This window comes from Jatrophihabitans cynanchi (assembly GCF_027247405.1).
GTDB classification, from domain to species: domain Bacteria; phylum Actinomycetota; class Actinomycetes; order Mycobacteriales; family Jatrophihabitantaceae; genus Jatrophihabitans_B; species Jatrophihabitans_B cynanchi.
The window spans coordinates 2441534-2467966 of sequence record NZ_CP097463.1 but is presented as its reverse complement, the minus strand read 5'-3'; the positions used below and the strand labels follow the sequence as shown (position 1 = coordinate 2467966).

Sequence of the window (26433 nt, the reverse complement as noted above, 5' to 3'; positions counted from 1 at the left end):
CGTGGCCTTCAGCAGCATCGACGAGGTACGTCAGCGGCTCGACGAGGTCGACTACCTGGTCGACGAGGGAACCGCCACCGCGCTGTTCTTCGCGCTCACGCTCGGCCAGCCGGTGCTGCTGGAGGGCGAGCCCGGCGTGGGGAAGACGGCGGCGGCGAAGGCACTGGCCCGCGCCCTGGGCACCGAACTCATCCGGCTGCAGTGCTACGAGGGGCTGACGGTGAGCGAGGCCCTGTACGAGTGGAACTACCAGCGACAACTGCTCGCGATCCGGCTGGCCGAGTCGAACCGGCGCACGCTCGCGGACGCCGACCTGTTCACCGAGGAGTTCTTGCAGGAACGCCCTGTCCTCAAGGCGATCCGCTACGTCGGCCCGTCCGCGCCGGTACTGCTCATCGACGAGATCGACCGCGCCGACGACGAGTTCGAGGCGCTGCTGTTCGAGTTCCTCGGGGAGTCCTCGATCACCGTCCCGGAACTCGGCACGTTCACCGCGACTCGCCGGCCGATCGTGGTGCTCACCTCCAACCGCAGCCGGGAGCTGCACGACGCGCTGCGCCGGCGCTGCCTGTATCACTGGATCGAGTTCCCCGAGCCGCAGCGCGCCGCGGAGATCGTGCGCCGGTCGGTACCGGCCGCGGGCGAGCCGCTGATCGCGTCTAGCACCGAGTTCATCGGCCGGGCGCGGCAGCTCGATCTCGACAAGGCGCCCGGCATGGCCGAGACGATCGACTGGGTGTCCGCGCTGTCGGCCGTCGGCGTGACCGAACTCGTGCGCGCCGACATCGTGCGGACGCTCAGCACGATCGCCAAGACGCCCGACGACCGCACCACGATCGCGCAGTCGCTGGACGAACTGGGCTACCCGGACGCCGCGCGGATCTGATCGCCGTGGCTGCCGAGCACGCGTCGCCGCAGCTGCTGCGCGGTGTCGACCGGGCGGCGTTCGCGGTGGCGCTGGCGGTGCGGCTGCGCGACCGCGGCGTGCCGGTGGGCCTGACCGCGATCGAGGTCCTCGCCCGGGCGCTCGCCGTGTCGCCGCCGCGGTCGCGGTCGGCGCTGTACTGGACCGCGCGGATCAGCCTGGTCCGGCACCAGTCCGAGCTGGCGGCGTTCGACGCCATGTTCGCCGCGGTGTTCGACGACGCGATGCTGGAGCTCGGCGCCCACCGCGCACCACCGATCGGCCCGTCCGGAGAGGATCGGCTCGCCCCGGTGTCCGGCGGCGCGCGCGACGAGCAGGCCGGTTCCGGGCTGCCCTGGGTGTCGCTGCCTCCGGTCGTGGCCGGCGCCGAGGATTCCGACGCCGATTTCGCCGTCCCGGAGCGGCTGCCCAGCGCTCTCGCCGCTCGTGCCGAGGTTCCGTTCGACCAGCTGAGTGCGGCCGAGACGCGACTGCTGGGGCAGTGGCTGGCCGCCGCGGTGCGGGTCTGGCCCGCGCGGCGTACCCGCCGTACCGCCGTCGCCACCGGTGGGCACCGCATCGCGCTCCGGTCGACGATCGCCCGCTCCCGGCGCACCGGATGGGAGCCGATCGAGCTGGTGCACGTGCGCGCAGTGCACAAGCCGCGGCCGGTGGTGATGCTGTGCGACGTGAGCCAGTCCATGCAGGCGCAGGCGACGGCGTACCTGTACCTGATGCGGGCCCTCACGCTGGCCACCGACGCGGAGGTGTTCGCGTTCGCGACCACGCTCACCCGGCTCACCGGCGTACTGGCACATCGCTCGCCCGAGGCCGCGATCGAGCAGGCCACCGGGCGGGTTGCCGACCGCTTCGGCGGAACCCGGATCGCCACGAACGTGCAGGACCTGCTCGCCTCCCACCATGGGCACGCGCTGCGTGGCGCCATCGTGATCGTCGCGTCCGACGGTTGGGACAGCGACCCGGCCACCCAGCTGGCCGCCGCGATGGCCCGGCTGCGCCGCCGGGCGTACCGGGTGATCTGGCTGAACCCGCGGGCGGCCGCACCCGGCTTCACCCCCCAGGTGTCGGCGATGGCGGCGGCGCTGCCCTACTGCGATTCGCTGCTGCCCGCCGACACGTTCGGCTCGCTGGCCGCTGCGATCGGCGAGATCTCCTCGGCGGTCAGCTCCACAAGGTCACGTGGATCGAGGGACGGAACCGCCCGACGCTGACCCCGGAGCCGCGCAGCATCGCCTGCGTGGCACGCGGCGTCATGACGAAGCGCCGCAACTCGGACGCCGCCGCAGGGGCGCTGCGGTCCGCGAGGGTCAGGATGCTCCACGCTTCGCGCGCCTGCAGCGCGGGAACCACGATCTTCTTCAACTCGTGGTTCGCCAGCTCCTGCGCCGCCGCGAACGAGACGACGAGCGCCACCCCGCGGCCGCGCTTGGCCTCCTCGAGCGCGGCCGCATGGCTCTGGAAGATCTGCTGACGGTCCTCCGGAACCTCGATCCGGCGCAGGATCGACCAGACCAGCCCCTTCTCCGCGGCCGCGGATGGCCCGAGCAGCCAGGTCTGCTCGCGCAGCTCGCCGGCGCCCGGTCGCATCCTGGTCAGCGGATGCTCCGGGTGCGCCACGAGGGCGAGTTCGTAGTTCAGGAACGGGGTGCAGAGCATCGGCTCGTCGACGACCGCGGGGCGGGGGCCGATCGCGACGTCCACCGTCCGCGTCAGCAGCAGCTGGGCGAAATCCGCGCTGCGGTGCACGCTCAGTTCGACGTCGAGGTCGGCGGCCCGGCCGGTGAACAGATCGATCAGGCCGGGCGCGGCGTGCTCGGCGAACATGCTCGAGGTGGCCACCCGAAGCAGCCGGCGCCCGTTTCGCGCCTGGCTGACCTCGAGGATGGTGCGGTCCTGCAGCCCCAGCAGCTCCGTTGCCCGGCTGGCCAGACGCAGCCCACCCGGCGTGAACGCGAGCCCGGCCGCGGTTCGGGAGAACAGCTTGTCGCCGAGCTCCCGGCGCAGCTGGCCCACGTGCAGGGACACCGCCGCCTCGGACACGGCCAACTCGGCGGCCGCCCGCTTCACCGAGCCCAGCCGCACGATCGCGGCGAAGGCGCGCAGCTGAGTCGGTGTCACGGCTCGCCTCTTCCTCGCGGCTCGGTGCGCTGATGCGTCCAAGCTACCGCCGGCAAGGGCGCTCAGGGTCCGAGCAGCGGACCGACGGCGGCGACCGCCGGGCGGTCGGCAGGCAGCCAGTCCAGCCCGCCGAGTTCGCTCGCCCCGACCCAGCGCAGTTCGTCGTGATCCTGCAGCGCCACCGGCTCGCCGGCGCGCAGCGTGCACCGGTAGACCCGCAGCTCCAGCACGTCACGCACGGTCGCCCGTGCCAGCTGCGTCCCTACCTCGACGTCGACGCCGAGCTCCTCGCGGCACTCCCGAGTGAGCGCGTCGGCGTCCGACTCGCCGTCCTCGACCTTGCCGCCGGGGAACTCCCAGCGACCGGCCAGGGCGGGCGGCGCGGAGCGCCTGGCCGCCAGCACCGAGCCGGCGCGCACGATCGCCGCGCCCACCACGACCGGCAGGTCAGCCGGCCCCGTGCCCCGCCGGTCGCAGCCGCTGCCCCGCGTCACGTACGTCCTAGCCTCACTGCGCCCGAGCCGCGCGTGCCGTACTGCCCCGGACGACCAGTTCGGCCGGGAGCCGGGGCGGCCGCACGCGCTCGCCGGCGATCCGCCGCAGTGCCAACCGGGCTGCCGCGACCCCTTGCTCGTACAGCGCATGCGCGACCGTGGTGAGCGACGGGACGTTCGTTGCGGCGGCCGGGATGTCGTCGAAGCCGGCCACCGAGAGCTCGTCCGGGACCGCGATGCCGGCCGCGATCGAGGCATCGATCACGCCGAGTGCGAGGATGTCGGTGACGGCGAAGATGGCGGTGGGGCGCGGCGAGACGGCGAGCAGTTCGGCCGCGGCCGCCGCACCGGCGTCGCGGTCGTTTCGTTCCGCCGAGTGCACGGTCACGTGGTCGACAGGTACGCCGCGCTCGAGCAACGCGGCGCGGAACCCCTCGGTGCGGCTCTGGAAGCCAGGGCGCCGCGGACCCGTTCCGCTGTGCGGTTGGTGGGTCAGCACCGCGACGCGGCGGTGCCCGAGCCGGTACAGGTGCTCGGCGACGAGGGCGGCTGCCGAGTGGTTGTCCGCACCGACATTGGGTACCTTCGGCAGCTTCGGGCTGCCCACCATGACGAGGGGCAGCTGCCGGTCCAGGGCGGCACTCACGGCCGGGTCGTCCGGCGCGATCGAACACAGGATCAGGGCATCGACCATGACGCGGCGCAGCAGCGCCCCCGGCTCGCTGTTGCCCGGGCCGGCCGCGGGAACCAGCAGCAGCGCGTGCCCTGCCGCGCTCAGCTCGGCCGCGATGCCGTGCAGGATCGTGACCATGCCGGGGTCGGCGAACGCGTACGGCAGCTGCTCGGTGAGCACGACACCGACTGTCGCGGTGTTGCCACGCCGCAGCGACGCGGCGGTCGGGTCCGGGCCGGCGTAACCGACCCTGACCGCTGCGGCGAGCACCCGCTCGCGGGTCTGCGGGGACAGCTGATCGGGACGGTTGTACGCGTTGGACACGGTCATCCGGGACACCCCCGCCTCGGCGGCGACCGTATCCAGCGTGGGCCGGCCTTCCGGCATCGGCTGTCCTCTCGTGGTGCTCGCACTCGATTTGGTGGCTGACTGTATCGTTACAGTCGTGCACGCTTCTGTATCGATACAGCTACTGCCCGGTATCCCCGATCTGCACAGCCTGGCAGTGGGCTCAGGCTATCTGGGTGCTGCGCTGGGCATGGGCATGGTGATCCCGCAGATCGCCCGTACCGTGCGCAACCGCGCCATGCCGGGCGTATCGGCGCTGTCCTGGTCGCTCACCGCGATCTCGTGCAGCACCTGGCTGTTGTACGGCATCCGTGCCCGCGAGTTGCCACAGATCCCCGGCAACGTGGTGATCGTCAGCGGCGCGGTCCTGATCGCGCTGCTCGTGCCGAGCGTGACCGCGCCGCGGACCCGGGCAGCCCGGCTCGCCGCCTTGCTCGCCGTGGTCGGCGCCGTCGCAGCCGTGGCGCCGCCCACGCTGCTCGGGCTGCTGGCGTTCGCGATCGGACTGGTGTCGTCCTGGCCGCAACTGATCACCTCGCTCACCCGGCCGGCGCACGTGCCTTCAGCGGTGTCGATCAGTGCCTGGCTGATGCGCTGTGCCTCGCAGGCCGCCTGGTTGTTCTACGCGCTCGTGCTGCACGACCTCGCCGTCACCGTCGCGGCGACCGTCACCCTCACCAGCGCGCTGGTGATCCTCGCCGTCGAGTTGCGGCGACGCCCGGCAACCACGGCCGCGGGCCGCACCGGCGCACCGGCTGCCATGGCGCTCGCCACCGCGGGCGATTCGCGGGTGTAGCGTCGCCCCGTCCACGCGGCCATCGGGAGGGAGACGACGTGAGCCGAGCACAGCACGACCCGGCGGCGCTGGCGGGGCTGTTCTCCGGGTTCGGGCGTGAGCTCAACTCGCTGCGCACCGTCGACGAGGTCATGGAGACGATCAGCCGGCGGGCCTTCGAGTCGATCCCGGCGGCCCAGCACGCGGCGATCAGCCGGGGGCGCAAGGGCAAGTTCGAGACGATCGCCGCCACCAGTGAGCTGCCGTTGCGGGTCGACGCGATCCAGTACGAACTCAGCTCCGGCCCGTGCGTCGACGCGATCCTCGCCGACACCACCTACCGCGTCGGCGACCTCGCCCACGACCGCACCTGGCCGGAGTTCGGCCGGCGGGCGTCCGCGGAGTTCGGCATTCACAGCATGCTGTCCGTCCGGCTGTACCTGGAGAACGACGACCTGCTCGCCGGCCTCAACCTGTACTCCGCCGAACTCGACGCATTCGACGAGACCGACCAGACGACCGCGGTCCTGCTCGCCACGCACGGCGCGCTCGCGCACACCGCGGCACGCCGCCAGGACAAGATCGACAACCTCGAGCAGGCGCTGGTGAACAGCCGCCGCATCGGCACCGCGATTGGCGTGCTGATGGCCAGCTACCGCGTCACCGACGAGCAGGCCTTCGACCTGTTGCGAATCGCCAGCCAGAGCCGGCACCGCAAGCTGATCGCGATCGCCGAGGACGTCATCGAGTCCGGCGAGCTGGAGCTGCCACCGCTGCCGGAATCACGCCACCGCGACTGACCGCCGTCATGGCACTCGATGTGAGCCGCTCGGTGTGATGGGATCACCGCATGTACCTCGCGAGCACCCCGCAAGCCAACCGCCTGCTGGACGACAGCCCGCTGGCCCTGCTCGTCGGCATGCTGCTCGACCAGCAGATACCGATGGAAAAGGCATTCACCTCACCTGAGGTGCTGCGCGAGCGCCTCGGCGGTGCGCTGGACGCCCGGGCCATCGCCGAGCACGACCCGGCCGGCCTGGAGGCGATCTTCCGTGAGCCGCCGGCACTGCACCGCTTCCCGGCCGCGATGGCCAAGCGGGTGCAGGCCCTCGCGCAGGCGATCGTCGAGGGCTACGACGGCGACCCGGCCGCGATCTGGACGGGGGCTGGTTCCGGCAGCGAACTCGTGCGGCGGCTCAGCGCCCTGCCCGGCTTCGGCCCGCAGAAGGCCAAGATCTTCACCGCACTGCTGGGCAAGCAGTTCGGCGTCCGCCCGCGTGGCTGGCGCGAGGCCGCGGGTGACTACGGGGTAGCGGGCGCGCTGCGCTCGGTGGCCGACGTGGTGGACGCGAAATCGCTCAAGGCGGTGCGCGCGTTCAAGCAGCAGGCCAAAGCCGCCGCGCAGGCGCACGCCGCCGCCGGCGGCTGACTCAGGCGAAGGCGCTTTCGCGCAGCGACTCGACCTCGGCACCCAACCGCGACACCAGCGCGTCGTCCACCGTGGCGCCGCAGCGGGTCAGCCAGTTCGCCAGCATCCGGTGCCCGCCCTGGGTGAGCACCGACTCCGGGTGGAACTGCACGCCGTCGATCGGCAACTCCGCGTGCCGCAACGCCATCACCACGCCCGAGTCGGTCCAGCCGGTGACCACGATCTCGGCCGGTAGCGCGGCACGCTCGACGGCGAGCGAGTGGTAGCGCGTCGCGGTGAACGGCGACGGCAAACCGGCGAGCACCCCGGTGCCGTCGTGCAGCACCGCGCTCGTCTTGCCGTGCAGCAACTCCGGCGCGCGCACCACCGGCGCGCCGAACACCGCGCCGATCGCCTGGTGCCCGAGGCACACGCCGAACAGCGGCAACCGGCGGGTGGCGCACTCGGACACGATCGCCATCGAGAGGCCGGCGTCCTGCGGGGTGCCCGGCCCGGGTGAGATCAGCACCCCGTCGAAGCCGTCCACATCCTGCGGGACGAGTTCGTCGTTGCGCCGCACGTCGACCGCGGCGCCCAGTTGCCCGAGGTACTGGACCAGGTTGTAGACGAAGCTGTCGTAGTTGTCGACGACCAGGATCCGCGGGGTGGTCATTGGCCGGGCACCGTGACGTCGTTGATCGGCAGGTGCGGCTCGATCCAGGGGAACACGACGAACAGCAGCAGCGCGCACACCGCCGCGAGAAGCAGCAAGGTCTGCAGCAGCTTCAGCGGCAACGTGCCGGGTAGGTGCCGCCAGATCCATACGTACATCAGTGACCGACCTGGGTGTAGAGGGCGTTGATCGGGGCCGGGATCGCGGTGCTGTACTTGCCGTTCGCGGCCTTGTGCTTGGCGATCCCGCGCGGGTACTGCGCGTCCAGCACGGCGTGCACGATCATCCGCTGGTTCGCGGTGAACTTCGGGTGGCAGGTGGTCATCGTCAGGTAGCCGGTGCGGTACGGCCGGGTCGCGCCCGGATCGTTCGGGACCGGCAGCACGACCTGCCCGGCGCTCGGGCTGACGATCTCGCGGCCGGGCACCTTGTTCGCGTCCACGTTCGACAGGCTCGCACCACGGGCGCCGGGGGAGCAGGAGCGGTTGTCGTTGCCGGCGCCGATCACGCAGTACACGAACCACGTGGTCTGGGTCTCGACGACGACCGCGTCACCGGCCCGCAGCTTGTCCAGGTTGAGGAACGGCTCGCCCTTGCCGACGCGGTGGCCGGCCACGGCGAAGTCGCCGAGCTGGCCGGGCAGTTGCGAGTTCGGGTAGTGGCCCGGCCCCTTCTCCAGGTCGGCGTCGTTGGTGCCCTCGACCACCGTCCACGCGTAGTCCGTGCCGAAGCGCGGGATGTACAGGTTCGCGATCCCGTGCCCGTCCAGCTTGCGCAACTCGCCCTGCGGCAGCGCCAGCACGTCGGTGCCCTGCTCCCACTGCTGCTCGAGTGCGGTGTGCACCCGGTGCTGGGCGCGGTGCGCGTAGAAGTTGGTGATGTAGACCTCGTAGACCACGAACAGCAGCACGACGACGCCCGCGGTGATCAGCGTCTGCCCGATGCCGCGGACCACGAAGCGCACCTTGTCCCCGAAGGACGAGCGGCGGTGGCTGTCGTCCGGGTCATCGCCGCCGCCCGGCGGCGGACCGGTCGGCGGGACGAGCGGTGGGACGTCACCGACCGACGCGGTGTGCGTCTGCTCGCTCACTGGTTCGGCCTCACTTCGTCCCCGCCCGCGCGTAGGCGAGCCCAATCGTGCCACGGTAGGCGGGCAGCCGCAGCGCGGCCTGTGACTCAGTGGTGTAGCCGAGGCCGTAATAGCCGGCAGCCTGCTGGAACAGTTTCACCCCGGGGGAGGCGTCCAGCGCCTTCTCCATCGGCCGGTACGGCCCGATCGCGGCGACCCGGAACGGCGGCGAGTACACCTCACCGTTCAGCAGCAGCGTGTTGCCGACACAGCGCACCGCGCTGGTGGCGATCATCCGTTGCCCGGCGATGCTCATCGCCTCCGCGCCGCCGGCCCAGAGCGCGTTCACGACCGCCTGCAGGTCGGACTGGTGCACGACGAGCTGGTTCGGATCCACGCCGGCCGAGTCGGCGGACTGCGGAGCGTCGTCGAGCACCACGACGATCCCCGGGCCGGTGACCGGAGTCAGGCCGGCCGGCGCCTTCAGCGGGGTCACCTGTTGCTGGGCCTCGGCGACGCGATGGTCCGCGCGGCCGGCCCCCACGGCGGCTGCGGAGACCTGCCGCTGCAGCCCGGCCAGCACCGCGTCGGCCTGCTGCACCCGCCGCTCGGCCGTGCGCACCAGATCGGTGAGATTGGCGGTGCCGGCCGGGCGCAGGTCGGTGCCGCGCGAGTCACGGGCGCTCGCGGCGAAGCCGAGCCCGGCGACGAGGCAGACGACCGGGACGAGCACCCGCCATGGGCCGCGCCCGCCGGGCCGTCCGCTCAGCCTGCCCACCACCGCACCTCACTTCCGAGCTCGGGTCCGGGCTTTCGTCCCGGGCGATTCCCCCCGCCCGGCTGTCGCTGGGGCGAATCGGGGTCGCCGACTACGCTAACCGGTGTGGCCCGCACTCGTGGTCACCCGTCCGGGGGCTGCCCGGGCGATGCTCGAGCAGGAGATCGACGTGCCCAAGTCCAAGGTCCGCAAGAAGAACGACGCCCCGGTGCGGGCCGAGGCGCTGCACGCGAGCTCGAAGCAGCTTGCCCCTAGCCCGAGCTGGTACCCGATCGTCATGTCCGCGGTCATGCTGATCGGGCTCGCCTACCTGGTCGTGTACTACCTCACCAGCAGCGGCACGTCGCCACACGTGCCGGTGATGGCCGACCTCGGCTCGTGGAACTTCGCCGTCGGCTTCGGCGTGATGCTCGTCGGCCTGGTCATGGCCGTCAAGTGGCGCTGAGCCGGGCGTCCACAGCATTGTCCACGCCTGTGATTACACGGCTGTAACTCATCCCCAGCTGGGGACAACTCTGTGGACAACGAACGGATGGGCCCGCCGCGCCGGGTCCGGTTGCACTTCGGCCCGGACCACCGGCTGACGGCGCTGACCGGGTTGCTCTGCGTTCTGGCCGTGGGTGCCGCAGCCCTGACGGGTGATCCGGCCGGCCGGTTGCTGTTCGCCGGCGCCGCTGCGGTGCTGCTCGGCTACGCGCTGATCGACCTGCTGTGCTGGCCGCGCCTGGCCGCCGACGCGCACGGCCTGGAGCTGCGCACGCCCTTCACCCACCTGCGGCTGCCATGGGAGCAGGTTGACGACGTGCGGGCCGACGTGCGCGATCGGCTCGGCCTGCGCTCGCGCACCCTGGAGATCGACGCCGGGCCGCACCTGGTCGTGTTCAGCCGTCGCGCCCTGGGTGCCGATCCGGAGCAGGTGGCCGCGCTGGTGCGTGCCTGCCGGCCGGACTGATCCTCCGGTTCAGAACGACGAGGCGCCGGTCGCACTGCGCAACGCGACGACCAGCACCACCACGGCGGCGACCGCGGCCAGCCCGGCGACCTGACGACCGGTCGCCAGCCGGGTGCGCACCGTCGGCCAACCCGCTATCGCGAGCGCCGCGAGCCCGCCGGTGACGAAGCCGCCGAGGTGCCCGAGCTTGGAGATGTCACGCACCGAGAAGGTGAAGACGAAGTTGAGCACGATGATCCCGATCAGCCACTGCGGGTCGAGGCCGAGCCGGCGCACCAGCACCAGGCTCGCCGCGAACAACCCGAAGATCGCGCCGGACGCCCCGACCACCGGCTGCTCCGCCGTGCCGAAGGCGAAGATCGCGGCCGAGCCACCCAGCGCGCCGAGCAGGTAGAGCGCGAGCAGCCGGGTGCGGCCGAGCAGCCGTTCCAGCGGCGGCCCGATCACGCCGAGCGCGAGCATGTTCGCCCCGATGTGCAGCAGGCTGACGTGCAGGAACGCCGAGGTGAGCAGCCGGTAGTACTCGTCGTGGTGGTAGACCACGTCCGGCTGCAGTTGCCAGTCCAGGAACAGCCGGGCGGCGTACGGCCGGTCCAGGCCGCCCGGCGACTTCGCGCCGGTGTACAGGTAGGCCGCCACGTTCAGGACGATCAGCGCGATGGTCACGACCGGCGCCGATTCGCGCAGCCGGGCACCGACGGACGTGCGCTGCCTCGGGATGCTGCGCGCGCCCAGGCTCGCGTCGTCCGGGCAGTGGAAGCCGACGGCCGCCTGCCGCATGCACTCCGGGCAGATCGGCCGATCACACCGCGTGCAGCGGACCAGCGCCTCCCGATTCGGGTGCCGGTAGCAGGTCGCTACCGGCGGACCCGAGGGGTCACTCGGTTGGTTCAATGCTGACCGAGTTGATGGTGATGTCCTGGACGGGGCGGTCGCCGCGCCCGGTGGCGGTGGTCGCGATCGCATCGACCACCGCGCGGCTGTCTGCGTCTGCGACCTCGCCGAAGATGGTGTGCTTTCGGTTCAGGTGCGGGGTGCGCCCGACGGTGATGAAGAACTGCGAGCCGTTCGTGCCCGGCCCGGCGTTGGCCATCGCCAGCAGATACGGCCGGTCGAAGGACAGCTCGGGGTGGAACTCGTCGCCGAACTGGTAGCCGGGACCGCCGAAGCCCTGCCCGAGCGGGTCGCCGCCCTGGATCATGAAGCCCTCGATGACCCGGTGGAAGATCGTCCCGTCGTACAGCGGCGCGGTCGACTTCGCACCGGTGCCGGGGTGCGTCCACTCGCGCGATCCTTCGGCGAGCTCCACGAAGTTGCGCACGGTCTTCGGCGCGTGGTTGCCGAACAGGTTGACGCGGATGTCTCCGGCGCTGGTGTGCAGGACGGCGATCTGGGTCGCGGACAAGACGGCTCCCTTGTGCGTGGCTGGCCATGGTGCTGGTCTGCGCCATCCTGCCACGCCGCCGTGTTCAGAACTTCGACGCGATCGCCTTCGCCAGCTCCAAAGCACTCACCGACTGGTCGGTGCGTTGGGTGTGCACCACCACCATCACCTTGCCCTTGGCGAACGCGCAGGCCCAGTCGCGGGCACCGTCCGGGCCGAAGAACTTCGTCCGGAACAGCACCGCGTCCACACCGGGCACGATGTCGCTCCGGCCGCTGGCCTGGCTGCCGGTGCGCTGCGCGGTCAGCACCATCGCGTTGTGCGCGGCAAGCGCGGAGTCGAAGGTGCGCGGGACGATGTCGGCGATCGCCTCGTACGGGCCGGCGTAGAAGTAGAACCGGCAGCCGACCGGCGCGAGGTCGGTGAGCACGGTGGTGCGGTACACGTGATCGCCCTCGATGTCGGCGACGTTGTGCTGCGCGTTCTCCTGCGGGGTGGACGCGATGTACGGGCAGGCCCGCTCCACCTCGCCGCGCGGCAGCCTCGAGCCGGGCGGCTGCGGTGTGACCGTGCGCGCCGGTGGCGGCAGGTACGTGGGCTGCGCGGTCGCGGTGCGCGTCACCGTCCGCGTCTGCGTGCTGTCCTGGACCACCGGCGAATCGGTGGCGGACGAGGAGCACGCACCCAGGGCGGCCGCGCACACCGCGAGGAGTCCGAGCGCCGCTCTCATGAGCGGCGAGCCTAGGCGATCACCAGGTCCCGCGCCGCGCGAGGTCAGCGTGGCCGGCGCACCGCGACCGAGGCCGCCTGCTCGGCCAGGGTGTCATCGAGCGGCTCCAGTTCGACGTCCGCGCCGCGCCGGCGCAGCGCGCGCTGCAGCAGCGAGTCGGCGAAGCGCGGGCTCTTGGCCAGCACCGGGCCGTGCAGGTAGGTGCCGATCACGTTGTCGCGGACCGCGCCTTCGGTGTGGTCGCGGCCGTTGTTGCCCCGCCCGATCGCGGTGCGCCCGAGCGGCCGTACGCCGGGACCGAGTTCGGTCATCCCGCTGTGGTTCTCGTAGCCGACCAGCCGGCCGGCGTCCGGGGTGTCGACGTGGTTGTTGCCGATCAGCCGCTCGGCCTGCCCCCGCGTGATCACATCGAGCACGCCGACGCCGGCGATGCGCTGCCCGTCGTGCGTGATGAACTCGTGCCCGAGCATCTGGTAGCTGCCACAGATCGCCAGCATCACCACGCCGTCGTCGGCCATCGCCCGCAATTCGGCGCCGCGCGAGGCGAAGTCGGCGCCGATCTCGCCCTGGGCGGCGTCCTGCCCGCCGCCACCGAGCAGGATGTCCGCGTCGTGCGGCAACCGGTCGCCGATGCTCACCGGCACCACCTCGACCGGCAGCCCGCGCCACATCAGCCGGCGGCGCAGTACGAGGACGTTGCCCGTATCTCCGTAGATGTTCATCTCGCGCGGGTAGAGGTGGATCAGCTTCACGTCGGGGTCCCGATCCGTTGCAGGATCGCGTGCAACGTCCACATCGCGGTGTACGTGCTGAACACGACCACCAGCCCGTCCGCGGGCGCGGCCTCGACGGCAGAGCGCACCGCCTTCTCCAGGTCGGCCTCGACCTCGGCCACCGTGACGTCGTCGTAGCGCAGCCGCACCGCCATGTCCGCAGCCCGGGTGCCCGCGGTCGACAGCCGTGCGGCGCGGGTGTCCAGCCCGGCGAAGTCGACGTCCCACAGCCACGAGACGTCGCGGCCGTCGGCGTACTCGTCGTTGATCGCGATTACCACGGCATCGGCCGACCGGCCGGTGTCCAGCGTGCGCAGGCTCTGCCGGAAACCCGCCGGGTTCTTCACCAGTTGCAGCACGAGGCGCCGCCCGTCGACCGTGAACGACTGGCCCCGCCCGAAAGCCGGCTCCACCTTCGTCAGACCGCTCACCACCTCGTCGGCGGACAGCCCGAAGGTGAGCGCCACCGCCGCGGCCCCGGCCGCGTTCTGCGCGTTGTGTGCCCCTTCCGCGCGCAGCCGCACGCTGCGGATCTCACCGCCGATCGCGAGCACGGTGGCCGGATCCGTGTCGTGCGGCAACGCGCGCAGCTCCGCGTCGGCCGGCAGCGTCGACACCCGGATCTCGCCGCCGTACAGCTCCTCGTCGTTCGGGAAGACACTGCGCAGGTCGGCTGCCACGCCGTAGTACGACACGTGCGCGGAGGTCCGGGCGGCCAGCGCCGCGACGCGCTCGTCGTCGCGGTTGAGCACCAGGTGGCCGGTCGTCGCGGCGGCGACCTGGCTCAGCAGGCCCGCCGTCGTGTCGATCTCACCGAAGCGGTCCAGCTGGTCGCGCATCACGTTGAGCAGCAGGGCCCGGCGGGGCGGGACGAGCGCCACGAAGCGGACCGCCCAGGCCTCGTCCAGTTCGAAGACCGCTACGTCGTAGGGCAGCCGGCCGCTCCAACCGGCGTGCTCGCAGGTAGCGGTGATGGCGCCGCGGACAAAGTTGCTGCCGGTGTCGTTCGTGAGCACCCGGTAACGCTCGCCGAGCAGGGTAGCCAGCATCTTGGTGGTGGTGGTCTTGCCGTTCGTGCCGGTGACCACCACGACGCCCTCGGGCAGGGTGGCCATCGCGTGGGCGAGGAAGTGCGGGAACAGCTTCTCGACCACCAGGCCGGGCAGCGCGTTGCCCCGCCGTCCGATAGCTCGCAGCGCCAGCAGGGTGAGCTTGCCCAGCCAGATCGCGAGCACGTTCATGATGCCGCCCACGGTACCTGCCGGCCCTTCCGACCCGCCTTCCCCCACCCGGTTCCCAACACGCCGCCGCTCCCCCCACCCAGTGCCGAGATCCGGGGCCCGGATCTGGTTACTGGGTGGGGGGAGCGGGACGTAGCTGGTTACTGGATGGGGGAAGCGGGACGGCTCATGTGGGTGGCGCGATCGCGGTCAGCCAGCCACCGTTCGGCGTGCCGAGCCCGGTCACGTTGTCCCAGCCCTTGCGCACCTGCAGGCTCGAGTCCTGGTTGAAGGTGCGTACCGAGTACAGCAGCCCGCCGGTCGCGTCGACCCCGTTGGCGAAGTCGACCCGGACGTCGCCGGCCTGCTTGGCCGTGCCCTTGATGTCGTTGAACACCCCGCTCGTCGCGTTGCCATAGATCACCGGGTTGAGCAGCCCCACCCCGCCGCCTGCGTTCTGCAAGCTGAGCGCGGTCATCCCGGCGAACAGCGGCGAGGCCAGGCTCGTGCCGCCGATGCGGTACTCGTCGTAGTACTTGCCGTCCGGGAAGGTCTGCGTCTCACCGACCAGCATGCCGGTGTTCGGGTCGGCATCCATCGCGACGTCCGGCACGGTCCGGTACGAGCTGCGCACCACGCCCGCCTGGTAGGCCGGCTGGTTGAACAGCGAGGACGTCCCGCCGCCGGCGCCGTACAGGTACCCGACCGGGTTCCATGACTGGCCGTCCGCCGACAGGCTGTACTTCACGGTTCCCCAGCCGGTCTCGAAGCTCATGCTGCCGTCCGCACCGATGGCGGCGGACGTGCCGCCGACGCTGGTCACGTACGGGTCGGACGTCGGGTAGTCGGCCTGCTTGATGCCCGAGTTCGCCAGTTCGTCACCGTTGTCACCGGAGGAGAACATGAAGCTGATGCCCTGCATCGCGCCCTGCAGGAAGACCTGCTCGTACGCCGCGATCGAGTCCGAGCTCTCGCCCTCCTCGACCTCGCCCCAGGAGTTGGTCACCAGTTGCGCGGCGTTGTCGTCGACGGCCTGGGCGAGCGCCGCCAGCAGGTCGTTGTCGTAGCAGCTGGCCGCACCGTAGTAGATGATGTTCGCGGCCGGTGCCATGGCGTGCACGGCCTCGACGTCCAGCGTCTCCTCGCCGTACCAGCCGTTGCCGCCACATTCGGCGACGTGCCGGAACTTGCCCGCGGTCCACTGGCTGAACTGGCCACCCCGGTACGCGCCGTCGCCGTGGTTCTCGGCGTACTTGTTGGCGTCGTTGAAGATCGTCGGCGCGGCGAACGCGTCGGTGATCGCGACCGTGACGCCCTGACCGTCCAGCGTGGTGTTGCCCTCATAGGCGGCACGGAACTGCGGGCCGGTGTAGCCGCACGGCGCGTAGGACAGGTACTTGCCGTCGAACTGTGGCAACGGGGTGTGGAAGTCCGCCTGGGTCTTCGCCTTCAACTGGCCGAAGTAGGTCGAGCACGGCCGCGCGTTACGGAAACCTGCCGGCGGCGGCAGTTGCGCCTTGACGTTGGTCGGCTCGACCTTGTGCGCGGTGGTGTCCAGCCCGGTGACGGTGAGGACGGCCGCACCGACGGACGCGGGGGCGGTGAGCGTACGGCTGGGTGCCTGGACCGTCTGCCCGTCGTGCCGATAGCGGTCGATCGTCGCGCCGAAGGCCCGCTTGGCCGCCGCGGCGGTGCCACTGACCGAGATGTAGCGGTAGTGCGACTCGACGCCGGTGACCTTCAGCCCGGACGAGCGCAGCCACGACTCGACCTCGGCCACGGTCTGCCGGGTCGGGGCGTACTGGGCGCGGTACTGCGCCGGGTTCAGGAACTGGCGGTAGGTGGCGCTGCCGGGGGTCGACACCGCAAGTGCGGCGCGCTGCAGGGCGGCCAGGCCGCCGCGCGGCGCGAGGTAGACCTTGGCCTGGACGCGGGCCTTCGTGCTGGCGTGGCCGAGGTGCTGAGCGTGGCCGACCCAACTGGGCGCGGTGTTGGGGATGACCTTCGCGGCGGGTGCCGCCTCTGCTCCTGGCGATGCGGCCAGGATTCCGGCGACGAGCGCCGACACTGCGCCGAGCGCGGCGGCGACGTGGCGTTTGGGCATGCAGATACCTCCACTTGTGATGGATGGCTGTGCGGGGGCCGGCGGTTTCGGGCCCGGGCTACGGCACGCCACAACGCTAGGGGCGCGACCGTGCAGCGAATAGTGCGCGCAACTGTCTGCTTCCTGCCGCGCAACGAGTGGCCATGTGAATCCTGTGCGCGGGCAATGTGCGCGGCTGACCGAAGGCGGCGCGCGCTCTGTCATGCGATTGCGGGCCGCGGGCACCACGATCGCAGGACAGACGCCGGGCCGGGGCGGTGTCGTCTGGTGCCGGTTGAGATCGAGTACCAGCCCAGGGTGCAGTGTCGACCGGTGGTTGACAGACCCCAGTCCGTAAGTTAACACTTACCGTTCGTGGACACTTACCGGTCGGACGACGAGTGGACGGTCCTCGGCGACCACACCCGCCGCACCATCGTCGAGCACCTCGCGGCCGGTCCACTGGCGGTCGGCGAGCTGTCGGAACGGCTGCCCGTCAGCCGACCGGCCGTGTCCCAGCACCTGAAGGTGCTCAAGGACGCCGGCCTGGTCTTCGAGCAGGCCGCCGGCGCCCGGCGGATCTACCGCCTCAACCCGGCCGGTGTCTGCGCCCTGCGCGACCAGCTCGACACGTTCTGGTCCCGCACGCTGGCCGCCTACTCCGACGCTATCGACGCCCCGGATCACCCGAACGAGGAGAAGCCATGACCGAGAAGACCGCCACCGAGGTCCACCGCCAGATCGTCGTGCCGGCCGCCATCGAGCGGGCGTTCACCGTATTCACCGAACGATTCGGCGACTTCAAGCCGCCCGAGCACAACCTCCTCGGCGCGCCCATCGCCGAGACCCGGTTCGAGCCCTGGGTCGGCGGCCACCTCTACGACCGGGCGGCCGACGGCACCGAGTGCCGATGGGCCCGCATCCTCGCCTACGACCCCCCGACCCGCGTCGTCTTCAGCTGGGACATCGGACCGACCTGGCAGCTCGAGACCGACCCCGCCAACACCAGCGAGGTCGAGGTCACCTTCACCGCCGAGAGCGCGGAGAGCACCCGCGTCACGCTCGTCCACCGCCACATCGACCGGCACGGACCCGGCTGGAATGCCGTCGCCGACGGCGTTGCCGGCGACGCCGGCTGGCCGCTCTACCTCGACCGGTACGCCGCCCTGTTCACCGATACCGAGTAGGGACGGTCATGCAGCCCGGCAAATCCGGGGCCTCAAGGCTGTGGAGACGAGGGGAATCGAACCCCTAACCCCCGCCTTGCAAAGGCGGTGCTCTGCCAATTGAGCTACGTCCCCGGGCTGTTCAGCTGTTGGGTCAGCGCGAGGTGTCCGAGGTCGCCTCGCGCCACAGTGCGGTGGTGTCCTGGGCCTTGCGGCGGCGGAGCACGGCAAGCGCCGCAGCGGCCGCGCCGAGCAGCAGCACGAGTGACTTGGTCACGACCTCATCCTCCTGCCGCGCCGTCGCGATGGGTGGTTGCGGTGGGCCTGGGAGGACTTGAACCTCCGGCCTCATCCTTATCAGGGATGCGCTCTAACCGTCTGAGCTACAGGCCCGCAAACGCGAAGAGTGAGCCTACCCGGCCACTCATGCGCCCTCCAAACCGGCCGGTTTCAGCTCTCCGAGAGGGTCAGTTCGACGCCGCCGACCAGATCGGCGCAGAGGTTGTAGATCACCGAGCCGATGGTGCTCAGCGCGATGAACAGCACGATGTTGACCACGCCGATGATCGCCGCGCCGCCGAACACGATGCCGGCGGTGACCGGATCCTTCGAGCCCTGGCCGTTGATCGTGGTGACCGTGTCGTTGATCTTGTTGATGACGCCGGCGGCGTCCAGCACGCCGTACAGCACGCCGATCACGATCAGCCACACGAAGAACAACGCGATGGACAGCACGCAGGAGAACTTCAGCACCGTCCACGGGTTGATGTGCCGCAACTGCAGCCTGGCGCGCCGCGGGCCGCGCGACGCGCGGACGTTGCCGCGTTGCCCGGCTCCCTTGGCCTGCGGAGCGGCAGTGGCGCCCGCCGGTGGCCGCTGACCCGGTGGGGTCGGCGGGTGCAGATCGGACGAGACGATCGGCGGGGCGGCCGCAGTCGCAGTCGCCGCGGTCCCCTCGGCCGGCGCCCAGCCCTTGCCGGACACCGTGGTCGCGCCGAAATCGGTGCCCGGCGTGACGGACTGGCCGATCGAGTGGCCCCCGTGGGACTGGGTCATTCGCCTACTCCTGCTCGTCCGGTTCGTCGGCGTTGCGGGCGACGGCGACCACATTGACGCCCTCGGGCAGGTTCATCAGGCGCACGCCCATGGTCTGGCGCTGGGCCCGGCGAACCTCCGCTGCCTTGGTGCGGATGACCACCCCGTCGGACGTGATCGCGTAGATCTCATCCTTCGGGCTGACCGCCACGGCACCGACCAACCCACCTCGGGTCGACACGATACGCGCGGTGAGGACGCCCTTACCGCCACGCCCCTGTACCGGATACTCCTCGATTTTGGTGCGCTTTGCGTACCCGCCCTCAGTCGCGACCAAGATTTCGATCCCGTCCAGGTCGTCCCGGACCACCTCCATCGCGAGCAGTTCGTCGCCGGAGTTGAACCGCATCCCGAACACACCGGACGTGGCCCGGCCCATCGGCCGCAGCGTCTCGTCGTCCGCGCGGAACCGGATCGACATCGCGTTGCGGCTGACCAGCAGCAGGTCGTCGTCGGAGGACACCAGCGCGGCGTCGATCAGCTCGTCGTCATCGCGCAGGTTGATCGCGATGACGCCACCGCTGCGGTTGGAGTCGAAGTCGGTGAGTTTGGACTTCTTCACCAGGCCGTGCTTGGTGGCGAGCACGAGATACGGCGCGACCTCGTAGTTCTTGAGGGTGATCACCTCGGCGATCGTCTCGTCCGGCTGGAAGGCCAGCAGATTCGCGACGTGCTGGCCCCGGGCGTTGCGGTTCGCCTCGGGCAGTTCGTACGCCTTCGCCCGGTAGACCCGGCCCTTGTTGGTGAAGAACAGGATCCAGTCGTGGGTGGAGGTCACGAAGAAGTGCTCGACGATGTCGTCGGTGCGCAGCGCAGCGCCCTGCACGCCCTTGCCGCCGCGGCGCTGGGCCCGGTACAGGTCGGTCTTGGTCCGCTTGGCGTAGCCGGTGCGGGTGACCGTGACGACGACCTCCTCGTTCGCGATGAGGTCCTCCATGGACACGTCACCGTCGTAGGGGACCAGCCTGGTACGCCGGTCGTCGCCGTACTTGTCGACGATCTCGCCCATCTCGTCACGGACGATCTGCCGCTGCCGGCCCGGCTTGGCCAGGATGTCGTTGAGGTCGGCGATCTTCGCCTCGATCTCGGCGGCCTCGTCGATGATGCGCTGCCGCTCCAGGGCGGCCAGCCGGCGCAGCTGCAGGTCCAGGATCGCGATGGCCTGCACGTCGTCGATCTCGAGCAGTTCCATCAAGCCGGTCCGTGCCTCGTCGGCGGACGGCGAGCGGCGGATGAGCGCGATCACCGCGTCGAGTTGGTCCAGGGCCTTGAGGTAGCCGCGCAGGATGTGCGCGCGCTTCTCGGCCTCGGCCAGCAGGTACCGGGTGCGCCGGACGATGACCTCGACCTGGTGCTCGACGTAGTAGCTGACGAACTGGTCCAGCCGCAACGTCCGCGGCACCCCGTCGACGATCGCCAGCATGTTGGCGCCGAACGTGGTCTGCAGTTGGGTGTGCTTGAACAGGTTGTTCAGCACGACCTTGGCCACCGCGTCGCGCTTGAGGGTCACCACGATGCGCATGCCGATGCGGTCGGACGACTCGTCGTTGATGTCGGCGATGCCGGCGATCTTGCCTTCCTTGGCGAGCTGCGCCATCGACTCGACGAGGTTATCCGGGTTCACCTGGTAGGGCAGCTCGGTGACGACCAGGATCGCGCGCCCCTTGGCGTCCTCCTCCACGGTGACGACCGCGCGCATCCGCACCGAGCCACGGCCGGTGCGGTAGGCGTCCTCGATGCCTTCCCGGCCGACGATCAGCGCCTTGGTCGGGAAGTCCGGACCGGGGACGAGCTTGATCAGCTCCTCGAGGAGCTCCTCGGGCGTGGCGTCCGGGTGATCCAGTGCCCAGGTGACGCCGGCGGCGACCTCGCGCAGGTTGTGCGGCGGGATCTTGGTGGCCATGCCGACCGCGATGCCCTCGGAACCGTTCACCAGCAGGTTCGGGATCCGAGCCGGCAGGATCACCGGTTCGACGGTGTTGCCGGCGTAGTTCGGGATGAAGTCGACGGTTTCCTTGTCGATGTCCCGCAGCATCTCCATCGCGAGGTTCTGCAGCCGGCATTCGGTGTACCGGTACGCAGCCGCCGGGTCGTTGCCCGGGGAGCCGAAGTTCCCCTGCGGGTCGATCATCGGGTAGCGCAGCGACCAGGGCTGCGCCATCCGCACGAGCGCGTCGTACAGCGCGGTGTCGCCGTGCGGGTGGTAGTTGCCCATCACGTCACCGACGACACGGCCGCACTTGACGTAGTTGCGGTCCGGACGGAAACCCGAGTCGTACATGCCGTAGAGGATCTTGCGGTGCACTGGTTTGAGGCCGTCCCGCACGTCCGGCAGCGCGCGCCCGACGATCACCGACATCGCGTAGTCGATGTAGCTGCGCTGCATCTCGGTCTGGATGTCGACCGGCTCGATCCGGTCGAAGCTGCCGGTATCGGTGGTGTCAGTCATCAGAAGATCGCCTTATCTCGCCGGCATGCCGTGAACTGGATCAGCCGCAACGCCCCGGGCAGGTTGCGCTCCAGTGGCGCGCGCTCAGATATCCGCTCAGATATCAAGGAACCTGACGTCCTTCGCGTTGCGGATGATGAACGAGCGGCGTGCTTCCACGTCCTCACCCATGAGCACGCTGAACAGTTCGTCCGCCGTCGCCGCATCGTCGAGCGTGACCAGGCGCAGGATCCGGTTGGCCGGGTCCATCGTGGTCTCCCAGAGCTCCTTGGCGTTCATCTCGCCGAGGCCCTTGTACCGCTGGATCGCCTCGTCCTTGGGCAGCTTGCGGCCGCCCTTGAGCCCCTCGGCGATGACGACGTCCTTCTCCTTCTCGGAGTAGACGTAGTCGGCGCCCCCCTTCGTCCACTTGATCTTGTACAGCGGCGGGGCGGCCAGGTAGACGTGCCCGTTCTCGATCAGCGGGCGCATGAACCGGAACAGCAGGGTGAGCAGCAGCGTGGTGATGTGCTGGCCGTCGACGTCGGCGTCGGCCATCAGCACCAGCTTGTGATACCGCAGCTTGGCCAGGTCGAAGTCGTCGTGGATGCCCGTACCGAGGGCGGTGATGATCGACTGCACCTCGTTGTTCTTCAGGACGCGATCGATGCGCGACTTCTCGACGTTGATGATCTTGCCGCGGATCGGCAGGATTGCCTGGAACATCGAATCGCGGCAGGACTTGGCCGAGCCGCCGGCCGAGTCGCCCTCGACGATGTACAGTTCGCTCTCCCTCGGGTCGGTCGAGCGGCAGTCTGAGAGCTTGCCCGGCATACCCATCGTGTCCAGGGCGTTCTTGCGGGCCAGCTTGCGCGCCTGCTGCGCCGCCTTGCGGGCCCGCGCTGCCTGGCTGGCCTTGGTGACGATGATCCGGCCCTCGGTGGGGTTGCGCTCGAACCAGTCGGCCAGCCACTGGTTGCAGACCCGCTGCACGAAGGACTTGGCCTCGGAGTTGCCGAGCTTGCTCTTGGTCTGCCCCTCGAACTGCGGCTCACCGAGCTTGACCGAGATGATCGCCGCGAGACCCTCACGCACGTCGTCACCGGTGAGTTTGTCGTCGTTCTTCTTGAGGATGTTCTTGTCGGCCGCCCATTTGTTGACGACCGTGGTGAGCGCGGCCCGGAAGCCCTCCTCGTGCGTGCCGCCCTCGATCGTGTTGATCGTGTTCGCGAAGGTGTGCACGCTCTCGGCGTAGGTCTCGTTCCACTGCATCGCGATCTCCACCGAGATCCGCGCCTGCTCGTCCTCGTCCTCGAAGCTGATCACGGACTTGTGCAGCGGCGTCTTGCTGGCGTTCAGGTGCTTGATGTAGTCGGCGATGCCGCCGACGTAGTGATAGGTCACCTCGGTCGGCGCCTGCGGGTTCACCCGATCCTCGACGGCCCGTTCGTCGCGCAGCGCGATGGTCAGCCCCTTGTTCAGGAACGCCATCTCCTGCAGCCGGCGGCTGATGGTCTCGAAGTTGTACTGGGTGGTCTCGAAGATGTTCGGGTCCGCCCAGAAGGTGACGGTCGTTCCGGTCCGCTTGGTCTTCTCGCCGCGCTTGAGGGGTTCGGCAGGCTTCTGGTCCACGTACGGCTGGCTCCAGTGGTAGCCGTCCTTGTCGATCTCGACCTCGAGCCGGTGGCTGAGGGCGTTGACGACCGAGACGCCGACGCCGTGCAGGCCACCGGACACGGCGTACGCCTTGCCGTCGAACTTGCCGCCGGCGTGCAGTACGGTCAGGATCACCTCGACCGTCGGCCGCTTCTGGGTCGGGTGCATGTCCACCGGCATGCCACGCCCGTTGTCCGAGACCCGCACCCCCCCGTCGGCGAGCAGGGTGAGCTCGACGCGATCGCAGTAGCCGGCCAGGGCCTCGTCGACCGAGTTGTCCACAACCTCCCAGACCAGGTGGTGCAGGCCGCGCTCGGACGTGGACCCGATGTACATGCCGGGGCGCTTGCGGACCGCCTCGAGCCCCTCCAGGACGGTGATGGAGCTGCCGGTGTACTCATTCTTGGCGGCGACGCGCGTCACAGGCACGAACCTCTCTCGTCGGCACGGACGCCGGCGACTGGCGAGTTACAGACACGAACAAGGGGCGGACGAAGCGGTGCACGCGGTGCCCTGAGTGGGACCTTGCACCGGCCGACGCCGACCCCAGGATTTCGACCCAAGTCTACCGCACCGGGATGACACAAGTGGCTGTAGACGCGCCTGAATCAGTCCTGGACGTTCCTTGGCCTCGGTCGGTACGTGTCCCCACGTACCCACGCCCGCACGGCACGTCAACGCCAGCTGAGCCGATGGTCAGCCGTATGTGTCCCGCGGCCCACGGGCACCGCGCACCGAGAACCCGCCGTGCTTCCAGCTCGGCGCACTCGGGCCGCTGAAGTGCAGCTTGTGCACCACGTCCGGGCCCAGCTCCGCGGCGAGCCGGGCCAGCACCGTGCCGCTCAACAGCCGCAGTTGCGTCGCCCAGGCGGTCGACTCGGCGGCCACCCGAAGCTCCCCCGCACGGAGCGAGATCGGCCGGCAGTGGGCGGCGACTTCCGTGCCCACGATCTGCTGCCAGTCGGCGAAGACCCGGGCCTCGTTCAACGGGCGGCGCCAGCCCCGGTCGCTGATGTAGCCGGCCGCGACCTCGCCGAGACGCTGCGGGTCGGTGGCATCCGGCGCCGGGCCGGAGTAGCCACCGCGCGTGCGGCCGCGCAGGTTCTCCTCGCGCAGCCGGCGGCGGCCACCCCTGGCGTGCGGGCGCGCCTTGCCGCGGGTGATTCCCTGCGCTGCCGCGAGGGCCGCTTTTACCGCGTCCACAGCACCGTTGTCCACAGCTTGTGCCGGTTGTCCACCGGAGCCTGTGGACGACGGGCGGGTTTCTGCCCGGTTCTGTGCCGGTTCCGGCGCCGGGGTGAGGTCATCGGCTGGCTGGTCACCGGACACGGCGCACCGTCCCGTCGTGCACGTCGTAGCGCGCACCACCCAGCTGTTCGGGCACGTCCGAGGCGACCGCGGCGGTGATGATCGCCTGCTCGGCCTTGCCCGCGACGAGCGCCAGGTGCTCACGGCGAGCGGTGTCCAGCTCGGCGAACACGTCGTCCAGAACCAGGATCGGCTCGGCACCACGCGGGAAGTCCGCGCGCAGCAGCTCGTAGCTGCCCAGCCTTAGCGCGAGCGCGGCCGACCAGCCTTCACCATGGCTCGCGTAGCCGCGGATCGGCAGGGCACCGAGGCGCAGCTCGACGTCGTCGCGGTGCGGACCGACGAGGTTCACGCCGCGCTCGAGCTCGTTGGGCCGCACACGGGCCAACTCTGCCAGCAGCGCCGCCTCGATCACCACGGTCTCCGGCGGGTCACCGGCGGCGGTCAGTTCTGGTAGCGACCCGGACAACGAGCTGGCGTACTGCATTTCCAGGGCCGCACCGGCCGGCGCCACGCGCGCGTACGCCTCGGCAGCGTGTGGCGCCAACGCCTGTAGCGCGCGCAGCCGGGCGGCCAGCAGTTGGGCGCCGTGCTCGGCCAGATGCCCGTCCCACACGTCCAGGGTGCGCAGGTCGCTACCCGAGCCGCTGCGCCGCGCCGCGCCGGCGGACTTGAGCAGCGCCGCGCGCTGCTTGAGCACCCGGTCGTAGTCGGCCCGAACTCCGGCCAGCCGCGGCGCGCGGGCCACCACCAGCTCGTCCAGGAACCGCCGCCGCTCACTCGGGTCGCCGCGCACGATCGCCAGGTCCTCCGGCGCGAACAGCACCCAGCGCAACGCACCGAGGACCTCGCGTGGACGGGGCACCGGCGCGCCGTTGAGCCGCGCCTTGTTGGCCCGACCGGGGCTGATCTCCAGCTCGACCCGCAATTCGCGGCCGTCGGCGACGATCGCCGTCTGCACGATCGCGCGCTCGCAGCCGGTGCGCACCAGCGGCGCGTCGGTCGGCACCCGATGACTGGCGAGCGTGGCCACGTAGCCGAGCGCCTCGACCAGGTTCGTCTTGCCCTGCCCGTTCGAGCCGACCAGCGCGCACGCACCCGGCTCGAACGCCACGTCCGCCGATGCCCAGCTGCGGAAGTCGGCGACGGACAGGTGCCGGACGTACATGTGGCGCGCGGACTCAGCCGGGGAGCCGGACCGGCATGATCAGATACGTGTAGTCCATGCCGTCAGCGCCGTCCTGCGGACCTGCGGGGCGCAGCACGACCGGCTTGTTCGAGGACGTGAACAGCAGCCGCGCAGTCGGCGCGGACAGCGAGCCGAGGCCGTCGAGCAGGAACTGCGGGTTGAACGCGGTGGTGATCGCCTCGCCCTCGTAGCTCACCTCGAGCTGCTCCTCGGCCCGACCCTCGTCATCGCCGCCGGCGCTCAGGGCGACCGCACCGTCGGCGAACTCCAGCCGCACCGGGGCGTTGCGGTCGGCGACGAGCGCAACCCGCCGGACTGCCTCCACCAGGGGGCCGACCGGCACCTCGGCCGAGGACGACCATTCACTGGGCAGCAGCGAGCGGTAGGCGGGGAACGTGGCGTCCAGCAGCCGGGTGGTGGTGCGGCTGGCCCGCCCGCTGGTGGTGCCCGTGAAACCGATGATTCCCTCGCCGGCCCCGCCGGAGGACAACGCGATCGTCAGGCTCTGGCTGTGCGCGAGGCTCTTGGCCGCGTCGGCGAGGGTGCGTGCGGGCACCAGGACCTGGGCCGCGTCGGCGGACGGGTCCTGCGGATTCCAGGTCAGCTCGCGGACCGCGAGCCGGTACCTGTCGGTGGCGGCCAAGGTGAGCTTGGCGCCCTCGATCTCGAGGCGGACGCCGGTCAGCATCGGCAACGTGTCATCACGGCCGGCCGCGACGGCCACCTGGGCGACGGCGGTCGCGAACTCGCCGGCGTCGACGGTTCCCGCGGTGCTCGGCATCGCGGGCAGCTTCGGGTACTCCTCGACCGGCATCGTCGGCAGCGTGAACCGAGCCGAACCACACGCGATCGACAGCCGTGAGCCGGACACCGCCACGTCCACCGGGTGCGGCGGCAGCGCCTTGGTGATGTCCGCGAGCAGCCGGCCCGAGACCAGGGCCTGCCCGCTCTCGCCACCGGTCACGTCAACGTCGACCTCGGTGGAGGCCTCGAGGTCGAAGCCGGAGATGGAGATGGCGTCGTCCTCGACCGACAGCAGCAGGCCGGCGAGCACCGGCACGGTGGGCCGGGCGGACAGGCTGCGGGCCGCCCAGGCGACCGCATCGGCCAGCGCGTCGCGCTCTACCCGGAACTTCATCGTGCCTCCATCGCTACGGCTTCGCTGTCGGGTCGCTGCTGTGGCTGTCC

General features: G+C 70.6%; 29 protein-coding genes and 2 tRNA genes. 9 read left to right on the top strand and 22 right to left on the bottom strand.

From position 1 onward, the window contains the following. Nucleotide 1 precedes the first annotated feature (1 nt). Complete coding sequence (locus M6B22_RS12055) at nt 2–886, top strand: AAA family ATPase (protein WP_269441794.1); 885 nt, start codon at nt 2–4, stop codon at nt 884–886. A gap of 5 nt (nt 887–891) precedes the next feature. After that, complete coding sequence (locus M6B22_RS12050; RefSeq protein ID WP_269441793.1) at nt 892–2136, top strand: vWA domain-containing protein; 1245 nt, start codon at nt 892–894, stop codon at nt 2134–2136. Here M6B22_RS12050 and M6B22_RS12045 read toward each other — a convergent pair. From M6B22_RS12045 to M6B22_RS12035, 3 genes are all read right to left on the bottom strand, one after another. After that, nucleotides 2087–3043, bottom strand: coding sequence for a LysR family transcriptional regulator (locus M6B22_RS12045; RefSeq protein ID WP_269441792.1), 957 nt, complete (start codon nt 3041–3043; stop codon nt 2087–2089). The two genes, M6B22_RS12050 and M6B22_RS12045, sit on opposite strands and share 50 nt — an antisense overlap. Nucleotides 3044–3105: 62 nt before the next feature. Further along, nucleotides 3106–3537, bottom strand: a complete 432-nt coding sequence (locus tag M6B22_RS12040; RefSeq protein ID WP_269441791.1) for a (deoxy)nucleoside triphosphate pyrophosphohydrolase — start codon at nt 3535–3537, stop codon at nt 3106–3108. Nucleotides 3538–3550: 13 nt separating this feature from the next. Beyond that, nucleotides 3551–4597 (bottom strand): LacI family DNA-binding transcriptional regulator, encoded by a 1047-nt coding sequence (locus M6B22_RS12035; protein WP_269441790.1) that lies wholly within the window; start codon nt 4595–4597, stop codon nt 3551–3553. A gap of 16 nt (nt 4598–4613) precedes the next feature. On the opposite strand from M6B22_RS12035, the gene M6B22_RS12030 reads away from it, so the two are divergent. The 3 genes from M6B22_RS12030 to M6B22_RS12020 are packed head-to-tail and all read left to right on the top strand — an operon-like array spanning nt 4614 to nt 6762. Continuing rightward, a complete protein-coding gene (locus M6B22_RS12030) occupies nt 4614–5354 on the top strand; it encodes a PQ-loop domain-containing transporter (protein ID WP_269441789.1) in 741 nt (246 codons plus the stop codon). Nucleotides 5355–5392: 38 nt separating this feature from the next. Next, nucleotides 5393–6133 carry a GAF and ANTAR domain-containing protein gene (locus tag M6B22_RS12025; protein ID WP_269441788.1) on the top strand — a complete coding sequence of 247 codons (741 nt, stop codon included), beginning with the start codon at nt 5393–5395 and terminating at the stop codon, nt 6131–6133. Between the two features lie 50 nt (nt 6134–6183). Then, nucleotides 6184–6762 (top strand): HhH-GPD-type base excision DNA repair protein, encoded by a 579-nt coding sequence (locus M6B22_RS12020; protein WP_269441787.1) that lies wholly within the window; start codon nt 6184–6186, stop codon nt 6760–6762. Between the two features lies 1 nt (nt 6763). Here the strand turns inward: M6B22_RS12020 and M6B22_RS12015 are convergent, their stop codons facing one another. The 4 genes from M6B22_RS12015 to M6B22_RS12000 are packed head-to-tail and all read right to left on the bottom strand — an operon-like array spanning nt 6764 to nt 9261. Further along, nucleotides 6764–7414 (bottom strand): aminodeoxychorismate/anthranilate synthase component II, encoded by a 651-nt coding sequence (locus M6B22_RS12015; protein ID WP_269441786.1) that lies wholly within the window; start codon nt 7412–7414, stop codon nt 6764–6766. Continuing rightward, the gene (locus tag M6B22_RS12010; RefSeq protein WP_269441785.1) at nt 7411–7572 is read right to left on the bottom strand and encodes a hypothetical protein; all 162 of its coding nucleotides are present in this window, start codon (nt 7570–7572) and stop codon (nt 7411–7413) included. Before M6B22_RS12010 ends, M6B22_RS12015 begins: the two co-directional genes overlap by 4 nt. Further along, on the bottom strand, nt 7572–8504 hold the full coding sequence (locus M6B22_RS12005; protein ID WP_269441784.1) for a class E sortase: 933 nt from the start codon (nt 8502–8504) through the stop codon (nt 7572–7574). The genes M6B22_RS12010 and M6B22_RS12005 overlap by 1 nt, the downstream gene beginning before the upstream one ends. 10 nt (nt 8505–8514) lie before the next feature. After that, nucleotides 8515–9261, bottom strand: coding sequence for a DUF881 domain-containing protein (locus tag M6B22_RS12000; protein WP_269441783.1), 747 nt, complete (start codon nt 9259–9261; stop codon nt 8515–8517). Between the two features lie 103 nt (nt 9262–9364). On the opposite strand from M6B22_RS12000, the gene M6B22_RS11995 reads away from it, so the two are divergent. Together M6B22_RS11995 and M6B22_RS11990 are read left to right on the top strand one after the other, a co-directional pair. Continuing rightward, nucleotides 9365–9706 carry a cell division protein CrgA gene (locus M6B22_RS11995; RefSeq protein ID WP_269441782.1) on the top strand — a complete coding sequence of 114 codons (342 nt, stop codon included), beginning with the start codon at nt 9365–9367 and terminating at the stop codon, nt 9704–9706. Between the two features lie 72 nt (nt 9707–9778). Beyond that, the gene (locus tag M6B22_RS11990; RefSeq protein WP_269441781.1) at nt 9779–10213 is read left to right on the top strand and encodes a PH domain-containing protein; all 435 of its coding nucleotides are present in this window, start codon (nt 9779–9781) and stop codon (nt 10211–10213) included. 9 nt (nt 10214–10222) lie between these two features. Here the strand turns inward: M6B22_RS11990 and M6B22_RS11985 are convergent, their stop codons facing one another. The 6 genes from M6B22_RS11985 to M6B22_RS11960 all read right to left on the bottom strand — a co-directional run bounded on the left by M6B22_RS11985 (nt 10223) and on the right by M6B22_RS11960 (nt 16424). Further along, nucleotides 10223–10993, bottom strand: a complete 771-nt coding sequence (locus tag M6B22_RS11985; RefSeq protein ID WP_269441780.1) for a rhomboid family intramembrane serine protease — start codon at nt 10991–10993, stop codon at nt 10223–10225. A 97-nt stretch (nt 10994–11090) separates the two neighbouring features. Further along, nucleotides 11091–11618, bottom strand: coding sequence for a peptidylprolyl isomerase (locus M6B22_RS11980; protein ID WP_269441779.1), 528 nt, complete (start codon nt 11616–11618; stop codon nt 11091–11093). A 64-nt stretch (nt 11619–11682) separates the two neighbouring features. Continuing rightward, on the bottom strand, nt 11683–12327 hold the full coding sequence (locus tag M6B22_RS11975; protein WP_269441778.1) for a hypothetical protein: 645 nt from the start codon (nt 12325–12327) through the stop codon (nt 11683–11685). Nucleotides 12328–12371: 44 nt separating this feature from the next. Further along, entirely contained in the window at nt 12372–13079 is a 708-nt protein-coding gene (locus M6B22_RS11970; RefSeq protein WP_269441777.1) for a type 1 glutamine amidotransferase, read from the bottom strand. Continuing rightward, nucleotides 13076–14341: a Mur ligase family protein gene (locus M6B22_RS11965; protein ID WP_269441776.1), complete on the bottom strand. Its 1266-nt coding sequence runs from the start codon at nt 14339–14341 to the stop codon at nt 13076–13078. Before M6B22_RS11965 ends, M6B22_RS11970 begins: the two co-directional genes overlap by 4 nt. Nucleotides 14342–14507: 166 nt before the next feature. Next, nucleotides 14508–16424, bottom strand: a complete 1917-nt coding sequence (locus M6B22_RS11960) for a S53 family peptidase (RefSeq protein ID WP_269441775.1) — start codon at nt 16422–16424, stop codon at nt 14508–14510. 354 nt (nt 16425–16778) lie between these two features. Here M6B22_RS11960 and M6B22_RS11955 point away from each other — a divergent pair, with 354 nt between their 5' ends. Together M6B22_RS11955 and M6B22_RS11950 are read left to right on the top strand one after the other, a co-directional pair. Then, nucleotides 16779–17111 (top strand): ArsR/SmtB family transcription factor, encoded by a 333-nt coding sequence (locus M6B22_RS11955; RefSeq protein ID WP_269441774.1) that lies wholly within the window; start codon nt 16779–16781, stop codon nt 17109–17111. Then, nucleotides 17108–17590: an SRPBCC family protein gene (locus M6B22_RS11950; RefSeq protein ID WP_269441773.1), complete on the top strand. Its 483-nt coding sequence runs from the start codon at nt 17108–17110 to the stop codon at nt 17588–17590. The genes M6B22_RS11955 and M6B22_RS11950 overlap by 4 nt, the downstream gene beginning before the upstream one ends. A gap of 41 nt (nt 17591–17631) precedes the next feature. Here the strand turns inward: M6B22_RS11950 and M6B22_RS11945 are convergent. From M6B22_RS11945 to dnaN, 9 genes are all read right to left on the bottom strand, one after another. Next, nucleotides 17632–17704: transfer RNA gene (locus M6B22_RS11945), tRNA-Ala, on the bottom strand. A gap of 19 nt (nt 17705–17723) precedes the next feature. After that, nucleotides 17724–17846: a DLW-39 family protein gene (locus M6B22_RS11940; RefSeq protein WP_269441772.1), complete on the bottom strand. Its 123-nt coding sequence runs from the start codon at nt 17844–17846 to the stop codon at nt 17724–17726. 42 nt (nt 17847–17888) lie between these two features. After that, nucleotides 17889–17962: transfer RNA gene (locus M6B22_RS11935), tRNA-Ile, on the bottom strand. Nucleotides 17963–18019: 57 nt separating this feature from the next. Further along, nucleotides 18020–18625, bottom strand: a complete 606-nt coding sequence (locus tag M6B22_RS11930; protein WP_269441771.1) for a DUF3566 domain-containing protein — start codon at nt 18623–18625, stop codon at nt 18020–18022. A gap of 4 nt (nt 18626–18629) precedes the next feature. After that, on the bottom strand, nt 18630–21113 hold the full coding sequence (gene gyrA / locus M6B22_RS11925) for a DNA gyrase subunit A (RefSeq protein ID WP_269441770.1): 2484 nt from the start codon (nt 21111–21113) through the stop codon (nt 18630–18632). A 96-nt stretch (nt 21114–21209) separates the two neighbouring features. Continuing rightward, nucleotides 21210–23171, bottom strand: coding sequence for a DNA topoisomerase (ATP-hydrolyzing) subunit B (gyrB, locus tag M6B22_RS11920; RefSeq protein ID WP_269441769.1), 1962 nt, complete (start codon nt 23169–23171; stop codon nt 21210–21212). A 273-nt stretch (nt 23172–23444) separates the two neighbouring features. Then, nucleotides 23445–23966, bottom strand: a complete 522-nt coding sequence (locus M6B22_RS11915) for a DUF721 domain-containing protein (RefSeq protein ID WP_269441768.1) — start codon at nt 23964–23966, stop codon at nt 23445–23447. A 100-nt stretch (nt 23967–24066) separates the two neighbouring features. Further along, entirely contained in the window at nt 24067–25224 is a 1158-nt protein-coding gene (recF, locus tag M6B22_RS11910; protein WP_269441767.1) for a DNA replication/repair protein RecF, read from the bottom strand. A gap of 13 nt (nt 25225–25237) precedes the next feature. Beyond that, complete coding sequence (gene dnaN, locus M6B22_RS11905) at nt 25238–26383, bottom strand: DNA polymerase III subunit beta (RefSeq protein WP_269441766.1); 1146 nt, start codon at nt 26381–26383, stop codon at nt 25238–25240. Between the last annotated feature and the right edge of the window lie 50 nt (nt 26384–26433).

Excerpts from the sequence above, each read along its gene's own strand:
- M6B22_RS12035 (WP_269441790.1), bottom strand. The coding sequence starts at position 4,597 with ATGCCGGAAGGCCGGCCCACGCTGGATACGGTCGCCGCCGAGGCGGGG.
- M6B22_RS12020 (WP_269441787.1), top strand. The coding sequence starts at position 6,184 with ATGTACCTCGCGAGCACCCCGCAAGCCAACCGCCTGCTGGACGACAGC.
- M6B22_RS12015 (WP_269441786.1), bottom strand. The coding sequence starts at position 7,414 with ATGACCACCCCGCGGATCCTGGTCGTCGACAACTACGACAGCTTCGTC.
- M6B22_RS12010 (WP_269441785.1), bottom strand. The coding sequence starts at position 7,572 with ATGTACGTATGGATCTGGCGGCACCTACCCGGCACGTTGCCGCTGAAG.
- M6B22_RS11985 (WP_269441780.1), bottom strand. The coding sequence starts at position 10,993 with ATGCGGCAGGCGGCCGTCGGCTTCCACTGCCCGGACGACGCGAGCCTG.
- M6B22_RS11975 (WP_269441778.1), bottom strand. The coding sequence starts at position 12,327 with ATGAGAGCGGCGCTCGGACTCCTCGCGGTGTGCGCGGCCGCCCTGGGT.
- M6B22_RS11965 (WP_269441776.1), bottom strand. The coding sequence starts at position 14,341 with ATGAACGTGCTCGCGATCTGGCTGGGCAAGCTCACCCTGCTGGCGCTG.
- M6B22_RS11960 (WP_269441775.1), bottom strand. The coding sequence starts at position 16,424 with ATGCCCAAACGCCACGTCGCCGCCGCGCTCGGCGCAGTGTCGGCGCTC.
- M6B22_RS11950 (WP_269441773.1), top strand. The coding sequence starts at position 17,108 with ATGACCGAGAAGACCGCCACCGAGGTCCACCGCCAGATCGTCGTGCCG.
- M6B22_RS11930 (WP_269441771.1), bottom strand. The coding sequence starts at position 18,625 with ATGACCCAGTCCCACGGGGGCCACTCGATCGGCCAGTCCGTCACGCCG.
- gyrA (WP_269441770.1), bottom strand. The coding sequence starts at position 21,113 with ATGACTGACACCACCGATACCGGCAGCTTCGACCGGATCGAGCCGGTC.
- recF (WP_269441767.1), bottom strand. The coding sequence starts at position 25,224 with ATGTACGTCCGGCACCTGTCCGTCGCCGACTTCCGCAGCTGGGCATCG.
- dnaN (WP_269441766.1), bottom strand. The coding sequence starts at position 26,383 with ATGAAGTTCCGGGTAGAGCGCGACGCGCTGGCCGATGCGGTCGCCTGG.